Origin of the sequence: Parafrankia soli, assembly GCF_001854695.1 — a bacterium.
Classification (GTDB): domain Bacteria; phylum Actinomycetota; class Actinomycetes; order Frankiales; family Frankiaceae; genus Parafrankia; species Parafrankia soli.
The window spans coordinates 1-14346 of record NZ_MAXA01000010.1 but is presented as its reverse complement, the minus strand read 5'-3'; the positions used below and the strand labels follow the sequence as shown (position 1 = coordinate 14346).

Here is a 14346-nt window from a genome sequence, read left to right as displayed (position 1 = left end):
CCGCTCGATCGCGCGGGCGCCGATCGAGCCGACGACGGCGTCGGCCTGCTCGGCCAGGGCCTCCAGGGCCCGGCCGCACCGGTCGTCGTTGAGCGCGTCCGGCTCGATCCCGAAGATCTCCGCGACCGCCCACTTCTCGGCCCAGCGCTGGACCCGGACCAGCGGCGTCGGGGAGGACAGCCGGTTGGCGACCAGCGCGGCTATGACCTGGCCGTGGGTGTAGCGGGCCTTCTTCTCCTGGATCGGGCAGAGCCGGTCGATGATGCCGACCAGGTCGAGGCGTGCCAGCAGGTCACAGACCACCGGCAGCGGGCCCAGGAACTTCTCCACGCTCGGGGGCCCRTAGAGCAGATCCGCGGCAGYCAGCACACGACGAAYCGTCCCAGACCGGAAGCCCTACACACCAGGGCGATCAACACACCACAAGATCAAAGAGTCACACGTTCAGGACACCGCACGAACGTGCGGAGTACAGGGGAACGCGTTCGCCGCCAGTCCGCTCGCCAGCACCATCACCGAGAACACGACACCCGCCCAGCCGATGACCCGGGAGCGCCGGCACCGGTCCGCCAGCCAGCCCATCGGCAGCGCACCGAGCACGAGGAACGCCCCGGCGGCCGCGGAGATGAACACGATCGCGCCGTCGCTCAACCCGAACGCGTCCCGGATGTCCGGCGCCAGCGTCGTCAGCGCCGCCGACTCCAGCTCGTCCAGCGCCGACAGCGTCATCAACGTCAGGAACGTCACCGAACCACCGGCGGCCAGCCCCTGCCGCAATGACAGCCGCTCACCGCCCACACCCGGCAGCAGCTCGTCCGCGAACAACACCTCACGCTGTGAATCAGCCTGCTGCGCCCGCCGCTCCGCCTCCGCCTCGATCAGCCCAGCCGCCAGCCCTGCCGCGACCCCCGCCGACGCCGCTTCTGGTGCCGCTTCTGGTGCCGCCGTCACCGGATCGGTGGGCGTGCTCACGACAAACACCGGTCAGTTAACTGTGCACAGGTAATGCAGGTGAGCATGGAGATCTCCGTAAGAATCCGCTGACCTCGGTCAGCGACTGGCACCTGGCGGGAGCCCGGCCCGGAAAGGTGGCGGTCGGGTTTCCCGGAAGGCGCGGCCGGTGGTTCAAGGGCGTGTGTCGCTGACGGTGACGTCCGAGAGGAAGGACCGGCGGCCGTCCAGGTCGGCGACCTTTCCGACGACGTCGAAGCTGCCGCGCAGGCGGATGTCGTCGGAGGAGCTGCCCGCGAGAATCTGGATGGGGCCGGGTTCGAGAACGAATCCGCCGTCGAGGGCGACGTAGCCGAGCTGGCTCATGGGCACGGTGAAGGCGACGGTCGCCGCCGCGCCGACGTCCAGGCTGATCCGGGTGAAGCCGACCAGCTCCTGGGCCGGCCGGGTGACGCCGGTGGCCTGGTCGGAGAAGTAGAGCTGCACGACTTCTTCCCCGGCACGGTCGCCGGTGTTGCGGACGGTCAGCCCGACGGTGACGGCGCCCTCGCTGTCGACCTCGGGCGAACTGACCGTGAGGTCGGTGTAGTCGAAGGTCGTGTAGCTCAGCCCGTGGCCGAACGGGAACAGCGGGCCGGACGGCAGGTCGAGATAGCCCAGGTGCATGTCCTGGTCGGTGCGCCGGTAGCCGGTGCCGGTGGGCTGGCCGGAGTAGACGGGCACCTGCCCGGAGTGCCGCGGGATGGAGATCGGGAGCTTGCCGGCCGGGTTGACGTCGCCGAAGAGCACGTCGGCCATGGCGGTGGCGGCGTGCTGGCCGCCGTAGTAGCCGTAGAGCAGCGCCGGGAGCAGGCCGACGACCGGGGTCAGGGCCATCGGCCGGCCGGTGTACACGATCCCCACGCACGGCGTTCCGGTGCCGGCGACGGCCTCGACGAGCGCGACCTGGTTCGCCGGCAGGTCGATGTTGGCGGTGTCGCAGCCCTCGCCCTCGGTGATCCGGGGGGTGAACCAGCCGGCCCGCCCGCCGAGGGCGAGGATCACCACGTCGGCGTCCGCGGCGGCGGCCACCGCGGCCGGGATGTCGGCCGGTTCCTCGTCGAGGACCCCGCAGCCGGCGGCCACGGTCACCTGCGCGCCGGGGACGGCCCGGCGGACGGCGTCGGCGAGGGACAGCGCGCCGTAGGCGTCGCGGATGTAGTCGTCGATCGGCGTCCCGATAGGGCCGGAAAGCTCCTGGCGCATGAGCGCGGTCGCCTCGGGGGTGATGTCGCCGGCCATGTTCTCGGTGCCGGGTATGTGGGCCCGCTCGCCGGTGAACCGGGCACGGAGCATCTCCAGCGCGGCGGGGTAGGTGTAGGGCGGGAACGCGAAGGAGATCCCGTCGGCGTGCGGGCCGACGACCGCGATCCGGCGCAGGTCCCGGGACAGCGGCAGGGTGCCGTCGTTCGCCAGCAGGGTCACCGACTGCTGGGCGAGCCGGTAGGAGAGGTCGACACCCTGGCGGGCGACCTCGTTGACGACGACGGGGTCCTCGTCGGCGTAGGGCCGGTCGAACAGGCCGAGTGCGAACTTGTCCCGCAGGACCCGCCACACGGCCTGGTCCAGCTGCTCGACGGGAACCGTGCCGGCGTGGACCGCCCGCGCGAGCGTGGGGCCGTAGCCGTCGGGGACGGGAAGCTCGACGTCGAGCCCGGCGGCGAGGGCGAGCCGGCCGGCCTCCTCGGCGTCACGCGCGACACCGAGCCGCTTGTACAGGTGGCGGATGGTCTCGTAGTCGGAGACGACGGTGCCGGCGAAGCCGAGGCGGTCCCGTAGCAGGCCGGTGAGGATCTCCCGATTGGCGCCGACCGGGACGCCGTCGACGGTGCTGTAGGAGTTCATGACCGCCGCGAGGCCGGCGAGCCTGATCGCGGCCTCGAACGGGCGGGCGTACACCTCGTACAGCTCCCGGGCCCCGATGGCGGTGCGTGCCATGTTCTGTCCGGCCTCGGTGAGGGCGTAGCCGAGGAAGTGCTTCCCGGTCGCGATCACACCCTCGCGCGGGTCGTCGCCCTGGATGCCGCGGACGAACGCGACGCTCATCGCGGACACCAGGTACGGGTCCTCGCCGTAGGTCTCGTGCACCCGCCCCCAGCGGGCGTCGCGGGCCACGTCCATCACCGGGGACAGGACGAACGGGTGACCGATGGCCCGGGCCTGCCGGCGCAGGACGTCCGCCATCTCCGCCACCCCGGCGGGGTTCCACGTGGCGGCGAGCCCGATCGCGGTCGGGAACGTGGTCAGCCCGGGGGAGACCACACCGTTGAGCGCCTCCACGTGGAAGAGCGCGGGAATGCCCAGGCGGGTCCGGGCGACGAGGAAACGCTGGATCTCGTTGACAGCCTTCGCCAGGTTCGCGGGCGTGCGGTGGCTGAGCATCCCGAGCGGCGCGATGTGGCCGATCCCGGTGCCCAGAAGACGCTCGGCCTGCGCCTGGACCAGGCCGTCCACGCCGAGAAGCCCGATCGGCATCAGCCCGGTGACCTGCTGCGCCTTCTCCTCCACCGTCATGGTCCGCAGCAGCGCGTCCGCCCGGGCCTCAGGCGTCAGTGGGGCGTCGTACGTCATCGTCGATTCCTTACTGATGTGATCAGCACTGATGCGATCAGCGGGTCATTCGCTGGAGGGGCCCGAGGGTTCGGCTTCGATGCGCACGGTGGACGGCTCGCAGCCCTCCGCCGTGGCGGTGACGGTGATCGAGCCGGGTGCCGTCGGGCGGATGACGGCGAGCGCCCGGCCGTCGAAGGTCGTGCGGACCGTGTCGAAGAAGTTCTCGGTCGGCCTGGGGTCCGCGCTGCCGAAGCCCTGGAGCACGGCGGGTCCCGTCACTTCGACGGCCACCTTGCGGTCGGCGGTGTTGTAGAGGTTGCCGGCCCCGTCGACGAGCGTGAGGGCGACGTAGGCGAGGTCGGTGTCGTCGGCGGTGATGCGGGTGCGGTCGGCCGCCGCCTCGAGGCGGACCTCGCCCGTCGCGGACCGCAGCGAGGTGCGGCCGGTCTCGCGGCCGCCGGTGTAGGCGACGGCCACGATCTCGCCGGGCTCGTAGACGGTCTCGAACTCCGCCCTGAACCGGTTCTTCTCACCCGCCGGGGCCGTGCCGACCCGCCTGCCGTTGATCAGGAGCTCGATCTCGTCCGCCGCGGAGTACACCTCGAGCCGCACGGGCCTGTCCTCGTGGCCGTTCCAGCTCCAGCTGGAGACCGAGTCGCTCCACGACCACCACATCGCGACCCTGACCGCCCGCCCGAAGCGGTCGGGGCGGTGGACGGCGATGTAGGGCTCGCCGCGCAGGCCGAACACGATCTCGCGGTAGTAGGAGGCGGGCCGGCGGTGGCCGGTGATGTCGATGTCCCCGCACCACGCCGTCAGCCACGGGTAGCCGCCCTGGTGGTTCAGCGCGGAATTCGTGGTCTCGCTGTCGCCCTCGTACTCGATCCGGCCGGTCCCCGGCTCGCCGAGGTAGTCCCAGCCGGTCCAGGTGAAGTCACCGATGACGTGGCTGTGGTCCTGGACGAGCCGCCAGTTCGTGTCGATGTCGGCGGGATAGGTCTCGGTTCCGACGATCACCCGGTTGGGGAACTGCGCCCCGTCCTGCTCGTACCGTGATTCGAGGTAGTTGTAGCCGGCGACATCGAGGCAGGCCATCGACTCGGCGGTCTTCGAACCGACGACCTCGGAGCTCATGAGGATTGGCATGAACTCACGGAACCGCGTCATGAAGCCGTTGACGTCGAGGCTCTCGCTGTCCTTCTTCCGGGATTCGCCGGCGAAGGAGGCGAGCAGGTCGGGGCCGCCGGCGAGGAGTCCGTTGACGCCGTTCGTGACGAACCTGGTGCTGTCGATCGAGCGGATCGTCTCGGCGAGCCGGCGGCTGATCGCCGCGCCGGCGGCGGTGCCCGTCTCGGGGATCTCGTTCCCGATCGAGTAGAGGATGACGCTGGGATGGTTGAAGTCCTTGCCGACCATCGCCCGCACGTCGGACTCCCACCAGGTGGCGAAGTCGAGGGCGTAGTCCTGGCTCACCTTCGAGCGGGTCCACGCGTCGAACAGCTCGTCGATCACGAGAACGCCGAGCTGGTCGCAGGCGTCGAGCAGCGCCTTGCTCATCGGGTTGTGGGAGCTGCGGATGGCGTTGAAGCCGGCCTGCTTGAGGATCTCGACCCGGCGCTGTTCGGCGCGGTCGATGGTCGCGGCGCCGATCACCCCGTTGTCGTGGTGGATGCAGGCGCCGCGCAGGTTCACCGTCTCGCCGTTGATGCGCAGGCCCCGCAGCGGATCAACGGTGAGCGTACGGATGCCGAAGCGCGTGGTCTCCTGGTCCAGGAGCTCGCCGTCCGCCATGACGCTGGTCCGGCAGAGGTAGAGGTAGGGCCGGTCCACCCCCCACAGTTCCGGTCGTGGCACGGGCAGCCGCTGGCGCAGGGTGACTGTGTCGCCGATGAACGTGGTGACCGGAGCGGTGTCCCCGGCGACGACCGTGCCGTCGGCGTCCACGATCTCGGTGAGCACCTCGAGGGCCCGGGTGACCGGGGATTCGTTCTGTATCTCGGTCGCCACCGCGACCACCGCGAGGTCGTCGTCCACGGCCGGAGTCGTGATCCTCACCCCGTCCAGTGCGAGGTGCACCAGATCGCCGACGATCAGTTTCGTGTTGCGGTAGACCCCGCCACCCGAGTACCAGCGGGTGTCGTTGCCACTGCGCGCCTCCACGACGATCTCGTTGTCGCTGCCGTACTTCAGCAGGTGATCGGTGCGGACGTAGAAGTTGGAGTAGCCGTAGGCGCACTGCGCCGCGAAATCACCGTTGATGAAGACCCGGGCATTTCGGTAAACACCCTCGAACTCGAGGGTGACCCGTCGGTTCCGGTACTCCTCCGGCGCGAAGAACGTCTTTCTGTACTGGTATGCCCCGCTCGGGTAGTAGCCGCGCTGACCCGCCTCGGTGTCGGCTCCGTCGCGCTCGAGCCCGACCATCGCGTCGTGGGGCAGCCGGACGTCCTGCCAGGGGGCGTCGGCCCGGCCGAGGATCTCCAGGAACGCGTCGGTCTTCCGGCGGAAGGACCAGCCGTCATTGAAGGATGAACGGATCAACCGAGCTCTCCCTGGCAACGCAGTCTTTGTTCGTCGTGGATTCGGGCGGATGGCACCTGCGCGCGAAAGGTGACCCGAGGTCGCGAAGGCGGGTGCCCCAGGCCACTAGCACGTACTAGCGTCGTGGGTAGACAAGCTAACATCGTGCTGTTAGCGCGCGCAAGTGGGCTTGAGTGAGGGGGGCGGTGGCCGTGTCAGAGGCGACGGCGAAGCGAAGGGTCACCGCCACGGATGTTGCCGCGGTCGCAGGGGTTTCGCGGGCGACGGTGGGCTTCGTCCTCAACCGGACCCGGGGGCAGACGATCTCGGAGGGCACCCGGGAGCGGGTGCTCGAAGCGGCACTGCGCCTCGGCTACCGGCCGAACAGCGCCGCCCAGGCCCTCGCCAGCGGCCGCAGCAGGATCGTCCTGTTCGTCCTGCCGGACTGGCCCGTCGAGTACAGCTTCCGGATCTACCTCGACGAGGCGTCCCGCGTCCTGGACGAGGCCGGCTACTCGCTCGTCACCTACACCCGCCGGCCCCACGGCGAGACCCGTCCCCTCTGGGAGCTCCTGACCCCGGACAGTGTCTTCGGGTTCACCTCCTTCAGCCCGGACGAGATCGCCTCGATGCGCGGCTGCGGGATCCGCCGGATCTTCCCGGACCCCGCCCGACAGGAACCCCTCGACCTCTCCCTGGCCGTCAGCGCGGGACCCCGCCTCCAGGTCGAGCACCTGTACGAACACGGCCGCCGCCAGCTCGCCTACGCCGCCTTTGCCGACCCCCTCCCGTCCTCCCTCGTCCAGGCCCGCCACGACGCGGCCCGGGAACGAGCCCACTCCCTCGACCTGCCACCCGTCGACATCAGGTACATCGACTACCGCGACGGATCCGCCGACGACGCGGTCCGTGCCTGGCACGGCGCCGGAGTGACCGGCGTCGTCGCCTTCAACGACGACGTCGCCGCCGCCGTCGTCAGCGCCGCGATCCGCATCGGGATACGGATACCCGACGACCTCGCCGTCATCGGCCACGACGACAGCCCCATAGCGACAATGTTCGTCCCCGCGCTTTCCACTGTCCGGTTCGACACCGCCACCCTCGGCCGCGGGTTCGCCGAATACGCCATCAACCAGACCGAAGGCCGGCCACTGCCGGACTGGCGGCCCCCGGTGAGCGCCATCCTCGTCCGCCGCGAATCAACCTAGTTTTCAGGCGACAGGATATCGGCCTGTCGTTCAGCCGTGCCCGGCCCGGGGATGGCGCGCGGCAACAAGTGGCAACCGCTTGCTCGGCTCGTCCGTCGGCGGCTGAATGTCTCCGTGCACCGCGGAAACGCCAGCGTTGCCGCCGCATATCTTCAGGGAGCCTGAGAATGCTTCGTCCCCAGGACGGTTCGACACGGGAGCGGCGATCTCTGGACGGGCTGTGGGCCTTCCATCTCGCGTACCTCGATCCCGGCGGCCCGGATGGACTCGGCGACCAGTGCGAGCTGCAGACAGACCCCTTCGAGTGCCGCCCGGACGAGGTGCTCGCGGCGGTGCCCCCGGGTCAGCCCGACGTAGGCCCCACGGGAGAGCGAGTCCCAGTGCGGTGCCCGTTCCCCGGTCAGGTACGGCAGCATCAGCAGCCCGTCGGAGCCCGCCGGGGCCCGGGCGGCGATGTCCAGCACGGCCGCCTCGTCTTCCAGGTCGGGCGCCAGTGCGTCCCGTGCCCACCGCAGCACCAGGCCGCCGTTGTTGATGGCCCCGCCGACGGCCCAGCGCCCCGGTGTGAGGGCGTAGCAGAAGAGGTGCCCGGACGGGTCGACGGTCGGCCGGTCGACCATCACCCGGATCGCGGCGCTCGTCCCGATCGAGCAGGACGCGACCCCGCCGTGCACCGCTCCCACCCCGAGCGACGCCAGTGCCCCGTCGCTCGCGCCGACGACCACTGGCGTCGCGGCCGGCAGCCCGAGTGCCGCGGCCGCGGCCGGGGTGAGGCGGGGGAGGACCTCGGTCGTCGCGGCGAGGCGGGACAGTCGGGCCGGGTCGATGCCGGCGACGTCCAGCGCCTCACCGTCCCAGTCGAGGGCGGCCAGGTCGAGCAGCCCGGTGGCGGATGCCACCGAGTGGTCGACGAGCCACTCGCCGCACAGGTCGGCGAGGATGTACTCCTTGATCCCCACCCAGCGGCGCACCGCCGCGAAGGTCTCCGGGTCCTGCTCGCGGAACCACACGAGCTTGGCCAGCGGGCCTGGAAATCGCCCAGCGGTGGCGCGAACGCCTCAAACGCACAGTGGCAGCAGATCCAGGACGGCATGGCGCCGCCCCGCGAGGAGGCGGGCGTCTACTCGGCGATCGCCACGGAGCCCTATCTGCGGCGCGACGACCATCCCTCGATGCTGTGCGCTCTCGGTGTCGTGCCCGTGACCCCCCTCATCGACGCCGCCACCACGGAGACGACGCTCCTCGCCGTCCGGGACACCTGGCAGTGGGACTCCGCGTGGGGCTGGGACTTCCCGGTCATGGCGATGACGGCGACGCGCATCGGCCGCCCCGACCTCGCGGTGGACGCGCTCCTCATGGACCGTCCGAAGAACCGGTACCTGCCCACCGGCCACTGCCCGCAGATGGGCAGCTTCCTCCCCATCTATCTTCCCGCCAACGGCGGCCTGCTCGCGGCCGTGTCGCTCATGGTCGCTGGCTGGGAGGGCGCCGGCACCGACCTCCCGGGCTTCCCCCGTGACGGCAGCTGGACCATCCGCCACGAAGGCTTCATCGCCTGGCCCTGAACCAGGCGTGGTGTGTGCCGTACTGGCGGCCTGCTGGCCCGGGCCACTGGCTCCAGCGGCCGGTAGGCCCAGGTCAGTCCGAGCCGATCCGGGCCGCCGCATCGGCGAACTGCGCGGCGTACAGGCGGGTGTAGGCGCCGTCGGCGTCGACGAGGCGATCGTGCGTGCCCTGCTCGACGATGGCACCGTCCTCCATGACGACGATCGTGTCCGCGTCACGGATGGTGGACAGCCGGTGGGCGATGACGAAGGCCGTGCGCCCTTCCCGTAGCCGGGCCATGGCTTCCTGGATGAGAACTTCGGTGCGGGTGTCGACGGAGCTGGTGGCCTCGTCGAGGATGAGGATCGCGGGTCTGGCGAGGAACGCCCGGGCGATGGTGAGGAGCTGTTTCTCGCCGGCGCTGAGCCCGGAGTCCTCGTCGTCGATCACTGTGTCGTAGCCGTCGGGCAGAGTCCGGATGAACCGGTCGGCGTGGGCGGCCGTCGCCGCGGCGACGATCTCGTCACGGGTCGCTCCCCGTGCGCCGTAGGCGATGTTCTCGGCGATGGTTCCGCTGAACAGCCAGGTGTCCTGCAGGACCATGCCGACTCTGGAACGCAGGCGGGCCCGCGCCATCGTGGCGATGTCGACGCCGTCCAGGGTGATGTGACCCTCGCCGACGTCGTAGAAGCGCATGAGCAGGTTGACCAGCGTGGTCTTGCCCGCGCCGGTCGGGCCCACGATGGCGATGGTGTGACCGGGCTCGGCGGTCAGCGACAGGTTCTCGATGAGTGGCTTGTCCGGGGTGTACCGGAAGGACACGTTCTCGAACGCGACCCGACCCGTGACGGTCGATGCCGGCTGGTTCGCCTCGATGGGGTCCGGTGACTCCTCGGGCGCGTCGAGGATCTCGAAGACCCGTTCGGCCGATGCTGCGCCGGACTGCACGGTGCTGGCCATGCTGGCGAGGAACGCCAGCGGCTGGCTGTACTGGCGGGAGTACTGGATGAACGCCTGGATGTCGCCGATCGTCAGCGCGCCGGCGGCGACCCGCACCCCGCCGACGACCGCGATGAGGACGTAGTTCAGGTTGCTCATGAACATCATGGCCGGCTGGATGGCGCTTGACACCGCCTGCGCCCGGTAGGTCGCCCCGGTCAGCTCGTCGTTGCTCTCCATGAAGACGTCCATCGCCTGCTGGTCGCGCCCGAAAACCTTGACCAGGGCGTGGCCGGTGTACATCTCCTCGATGTGGCTGTTGAGTCGCCCGGTCTGTTTCCACTGCTCCAGAAAGAAGGGCTGGGCCCGTTTACCGAGCGCCGTCACGGCGACGAGGGACAGCGGGGCGGTGACGAGCGCGATCAGCGCCAGCAGCCATGAGATCCAGAACATCGCGGCCAGCATTCCCGCGATGCTGAACAGCGGGATGACGAACTGCCCGAACACCTGCTGGAGGCTCTGACCGAGGTTGTCGATGTCGTTGGTGACCCGGCTGAGGATCTCGCCGCGGCGCTGGCGGTCGAAATAGGAGACGGGCACCCGGGAAATCTTGATGGCGACGTCCTCGCGCAGTTGCCGGGTGACCCGCTGCACGGCGAGGTTGGCCGTCCACGCCTGGACCACGGCGCACAACCCGGCGGCCACGTACACCGCGGTCGCGTACAGCAGCACCCGTCCGACCGCGTCGAAGTCGATGCCGGAACCGGCTGCCGCGGCGCCGTCGGTGACACCGGCCGGAGACCGCGCCGCGTCGGGCTGGCGGCCCAGCGTGCCTTCGACGACAAGGTTGGTGGCGCGGCCGAGCAGCCATGGGCCCGAAGCGGTCAGGACGACACTGGCGACACCGAAGACGGCCGTGCCCACGAGCAGTCCTCGCTGCCGGGATATCGCCTGCCACACCCGGCGCACGGTGCCGCGGGAGTCCGCGGACCTGTCGGGCCGGCGCGGGCCGCCCGTCGCGGCGCCGAGGCCCTGGGCGGGGTGATTCCGGGCGGCGCGATTCCGACTCATGCGGCCTCCGCCTCGGTCATCTGTGACAGCACGATCTCGCGGTAGGTCGCGTTCCCGGCGAGCAGTGCGTGGTGGGTGCCGACGCCGACCACCCGTCCCTCGTCGAGCACGACGATGCGGTCGGCACCGCGGATCGTGTTCACCCGCTGGGCCACGATGACGACCACCGACTCCGCCGTCTCGCGGGCCAGCGCCGCCCGCAGCCGCGCGTCGGTCGCGTTGTCGAGGGCGGAGAAGGAGTCGTCGAACAGGTACACCGCCGGCCGCCCGACCAGGGCGCGTGCGATGGCGAGCCGCTGGCGCTGGCCGCCGGAGAGATTCGTGCCGCCCTGCGAGACCGGTGCGTCCAGACCTTCGGAGAGCGCTTCGACGAACGCCCGGGCCTGGGCGATGCCGAGGGCCCGCCACAGCTCGTCGTCGGTGGCCTCGGGGTCGCCGTAACGCAGATTCGTGGCGACGGTTCCGGAGAACAGGAAGGGCCGCTGCGGGACATAGCCGATCGTTCGGCTCAGCAGCGCCCGGTCGAGCGCGCGTACGTCGACGCCGCCCACCAGAACCATGCCCTCGGACGTGTCGGCCAGCCGGGGGATCAGGCTGAGCAGGGTGCTCTTGCCGCTGCCGGTGCTGCCGATGATCGCGACTGTCTCGCCGGGGCCCGCGGTGATGTTCACATCACTGAGCACGGCCGCCTCCGCGCCCGGATACCGGAATCCCACGCCACGCAGCTCGACGTGTGTGCGCCGGGTGAGAGCCGGCACCGCTGTGGCGGGCGGGACGGCTGTGGCGGGCGGGACGACGGTGCTCGCGGTGCCGAGCACCTCGCGGACGCGTCCGGCGCAGACCTCCGCCCGGGGGAGCATGCGCAGCAGGTAGGTGGCCATGATGGCCGCTCCGAGAATCTGCATGACGTAGCCGAGGAACGCCGACAGCGTCCCGACGCCGATCGCCCCGGAGTCGATGCGCAATGCGCCGAACCACACGACGGCGACGCCGGCGAGACTCGCGACCGCGGTCGCCAGCGGGTACATCAGAGCCATGAGCTGGCCGGCCCGTACGGACACGTCGGTGAGCAGGGTGTTGGCCGCGACGAAGCGCGCGTGTTCGTGGTCCTCCTGGACGAAGGCCCGGACGACACGCAGCCCCGTGATCTGCTCACGCATGATGCGGTTCACCGAGTCCGTCGTGCTCTGCTGCGTGGCTGACAGCGGTGTCATGCGGCGCAGGATGACCAGGATCGCCGCGCCCAGCAGCGGGGCGATCACGACGAGCAGGAGCGACAGCGGGACGTCCTGGCCGAGCGCGAAGACGACGCCGCCGACGCACATGATCGGTGCTGTGATCATGAACGCGAGGGTGATCTGCACGAGGACCTGGATCTGCGTGATGTCGTTGGTTGTCCGGACGATCAGCGACGGAGCGCCGAAGAGGTGCAGTTCGGTCGAGGAGAAGGACTGCACGTGGCCGAACAGCGAGGCGCGCATGTCACGCGCCAGGTACGTCGCCACCCGGGCCGCCAGCACCGCGGCGGCGATCGCGCACAGGAGCTGCACCAGGGACACCGCGATCATGACGCCGCCGACCCGCCAGATGTGGCCGGTGTCGCCGGTCAGGACACCCTTGTCGATCACGTCGGCGCTCAGGTCGGGAAGGTAGAGCGCCGCCGCGGTCTGGACGAGTTGAAGGATGGCCACCAGAGCTGTGGCCCGTCGGTACGGACGCGCATAGCGCAGCAGCAGGCGAATCAGCACGAAGACTCACAGGGGCGGTCGGGTGGCCCGCGGACCGTACGCGGACTGAGCGGCTGTAACACTAGCCGGACAGATCCACTTCCATCAAGATAGATGCATCTCTGAGAGATGCATCGCTGTTGCTGTAAGGTTGCCATGGACGGATTCGAGCTCTTCCAGTTGGGTCGCAGGCTGATGAAGCTTGGCGAGCAGGCGATCCCGGAGATAGGGCTCCACCGGATGTCCGGTCCGACGCGCGCGGTCGTGTTCGACGTCTTCGGGAACCCCGACAGCTCGATCTCGGAGATCACCGCGCGGGTCAGGTTCCCGCAGAGCCAGGTCTCGGCGTGCGTCGCCCGGTTGCGCGAGGTCGGGGCCCTGGAGACCGTCAGCGACCCCCGCGACCGTCGCAGGACACTCGTCCGTCCCTCGGCCGAGGCGCTGCGCCGTGCCGAGGACCGGCCCTCGGCGCCCATCGACGACACCCTCGCCGCCGCGATCGGCAGCACCGACCCGGCCGACATCCAGCGGGTGAGAGACGCGCTCGAGGTCCTGGCCGGGCTGCTCGACCGGCGTCAACCCACCGCCGGTGTGCCCTCAGCCCCCGGCGCCGCGGACACGCCCTGACACGCCGCGCCCGACAGCTGTTGCGTTGTGTTACCGCTTGTTCGGCTGGCCGGCGTCGACCGGGACGACGGTGCGATGTCGGCACCCTCCTGCGCTAACCGGACCGCGTGGCTGCGGCCCTGGCCTCGGGCAGCGCCGGTGATGAACGCGACCTTGCCGTCGAGCTTTCCCATCAGGCGCTCCCGAGGGGATTGGCGCCTTCAGCCGTCAGGGGAATCGGGTATGGACCGTAGCCCTGGTAGGTGTGCGGCGCTGGCATACTTGGATCATGGTTCGGTGGGCGGCGGTGGGCGGCGGTGGGCGGCGGTGGGCGGCGGTGGGCGCGGGTGGCGTCTACGACCTCGGGTACCACGTCGTGTGGTGCCCGAAGTACCGCCGTCCCGTGCTCGCCGGGCCGATCGGTGCCCGCTGCGGCGAACTGGTTCGCGAGAGGTGCGCCGAACGCGACTGGTCGGTCATCGCGCTGGAAGTCATGCCCGACCACGTGCACCTGTTCGTCAAGGCTCACCCGAAGCACTCCCCGTCGTATGTCGTCAACCAGCTCAAGGGTTTCTCCTCGCATGTGCTGCGTGCGGGGTTCGGGCACCTGCGGTCCGGGCTTCCCATCCTGTGGTCACGGTCGTATGTCGTGGCCGCTGTCGGTGTGGTGTCCGCGGACACGGTCCGCCGGTACATCGACACCCGGTACGAGCGGCCGTGGCGCATGGAGCACGCCCGGTGAGACGTTCCTTCAAGTTCCAGCTCCGCCCGACCGCCCGGCAGGCCGCGGCGCTGAGCGTGATGCTTGGCGACCATCGGGCGCTGTACAACGCCGCGTTGCAGGAACGCCGCGACGTCTGGCGTCACCCGTCGAAGACCATGATCCGCCATCCCACCCGGACCTGGGTCCGGCTGCAGGGCATCGGACATGTCAGGGTCAACCAGCATCGGCCCGTGGCCGGCACGGTCAAGACGATCAGCCTGAGGCGGGAAGGCCGCCGCTGGTATGTGCTGTTGTCCTGCGACGACGTACCCGCTGAGCCCTTCCCGGCCACCGGGGCGGTGGTCGGGGCGGACCTGGGTGTGGCGTCGCTGGTAACCCTCTCCGACGGCCGTCACGTCGGGAACCCCCGTTACCTCGCGGCGGCGGCCGGCCGGCTCGCCCGGGCGCAGCGGGAACTGGCCCG

General features: G+C 70.3%; 11 protein-coding genes and 2 pseudogenes. 5 read left to right on the top strand and 8 right to left on the bottom strand.

Features of this window, described 5'->3' with window-relative positions; all coding sequences use genetic code 11:
- The 4 genes and pseudogenes from BBK14_RS02900 to BBK14_RS02885 all read right to left on the bottom strand — a co-directional run.
- On the bottom strand, positions 1-369 hold a 369-nt coding region (locus BBK14_RS02900; protein ID WP_241831072.1), incomplete at its 3' end, for a DUF4277 domain-containing protein.
- Between the two features lie 108 nt (positions 370-477).
- Positions 478-951, bottom strand: a pseudogene (locus tag BBK14_RS02895) (ATP-binding protein); the annotation flags it as partial.
- Between the two features lie 174 nt (positions 952-1125).
- Positions 1126-3561, bottom strand: a complete 2436-nt coding sequence (locus BBK14_RS02890; protein ID WP_071059674.1) for a glycoside hydrolase family 3 N-terminal domain-containing protein — start codon at positions 3559-3561, stop codon at positions 1126-1128.
- A gap of 45 nt (positions 3562-3606) precedes the next feature.
- Entirely contained in the window at positions 3607-6084 is a 2478-nt protein-coding gene (locus BBK14_RS02885; RefSeq protein ID WP_071059673.1) for a glycoside hydrolase family 2 TIM barrel-domain containing protein, read from the bottom strand.
- A gap of 185 nt (positions 6085-6269) precedes the next feature.
- Here BBK14_RS02885 and BBK14_RS02880 point away from each other — a divergent pair, with 185 nt between their 5' ends.
- Positions 6270-7271: a LacI family DNA-binding transcriptional regulator gene (locus BBK14_RS02880; RefSeq protein WP_071059672.1), complete on the top strand. Its 1002-nt coding sequence runs from the start codon at positions 6270-6272 to the stop codon at positions 7269-7271.
- A gap of 152 nt (positions 7272-7423) precedes the next feature.
- On the opposite strand, the gene BBK14_RS02875 is transcribed toward BBK14_RS02880, so the two are convergent.
- Positions 7424-8293, bottom strand: coding sequence for an FGGY family carbohydrate kinase (locus tag BBK14_RS02875; protein ID WP_275078442.1), 870 nt, complete (start codon positions 8291-8293; stop codon positions 7424-7426).
- 69 nt (positions 8294-8362) lie between these two features.
- On the opposite strand from BBK14_RS02875, the gene BBK14_RS02870 reads away from it, so the two are divergent.
- Positions 8363-8836 carry a hypothetical protein gene (locus BBK14_RS02870; protein WP_071059671.1) on the top strand — a complete coding sequence of 158 codons (474 nt, stop codon included), beginning with the start codon at positions 8363-8365 and terminating at the stop codon, positions 8834-8836.
- Between the two features lie 73 nt (positions 8837-8909).
- Here BBK14_RS02870 and BBK14_RS02865 read toward each other — a convergent pair whose 3' ends face one another.
- Together BBK14_RS02865 and BBK14_RS02860 are read right to left on the bottom strand one after the other, a co-directional pair.
- Positions 8910-10826: an ABC transporter ATP-binding protein gene (locus tag BBK14_RS02865; RefSeq protein WP_071059670.1), complete on the bottom strand. Its 1917-nt coding sequence runs from the start codon at positions 10824-10826 to the stop codon at positions 8910-8912.
- Positions 10823-12574 (bottom strand): ABC transporter ATP-binding protein, encoded by a 1752-nt coding sequence (locus tag BBK14_RS02860; RefSeq protein ID WP_071059669.1) that lies wholly within the window; start codon positions 12572-12574, stop codon positions 10823-10825. The genes BBK14_RS02865 and BBK14_RS02860 overlap by 4 nt, the downstream gene beginning before the upstream one ends.
- A 135-nt stretch (positions 12575-12709) precedes the next feature.
- Here BBK14_RS02860 and BBK14_RS02855 point away from each other — a divergent pair, with 135 nt between their 5' ends.
- Entirely contained in the window at positions 12710-13180 is a 471-nt protein-coding gene (locus BBK14_RS02855) for a helix-turn-helix domain-containing protein (RefSeq protein WP_071059668.1), read from the top strand.
- 74 nt (positions 13181-13254) lie between these two features.
- Here the strand turns inward: BBK14_RS02855 and BBK14_RS36545 are convergent.
- A pseudogene (locus BBK14_RS36545) lies at positions 13255-13353 on the bottom strand (SDR family mycofactocin-dependent oxidoreductase); the annotation flags it as partial.
- A 95-nt stretch (positions 13354-13448) separates the two neighbouring features.
- Between BBK14_RS36545 and tnpA the strand changes: the two are divergent.
- Both tnpA and BBK14_RS02845 read left to right on the top strand, forming a co-directional pair.
- Positions 13449-13901: an IS200/IS605 family transposase gene (tnpA, locus tag BBK14_RS02850; RefSeq protein ID WP_071059667.1), complete on the top strand. Its 453-nt coding sequence runs from the start codon at positions 13449-13451 to the stop codon at positions 13899-13901.
- Positions 13898-14346 (top strand): helix-turn-helix domain-containing protein (locus tag BBK14_RS02845; protein ID WP_131802146.1); only part of this gene is annotated, 449 nt, incomplete at its 3' end. The genes tnpA and BBK14_RS02845, both read left to right, overlap by 4 nt.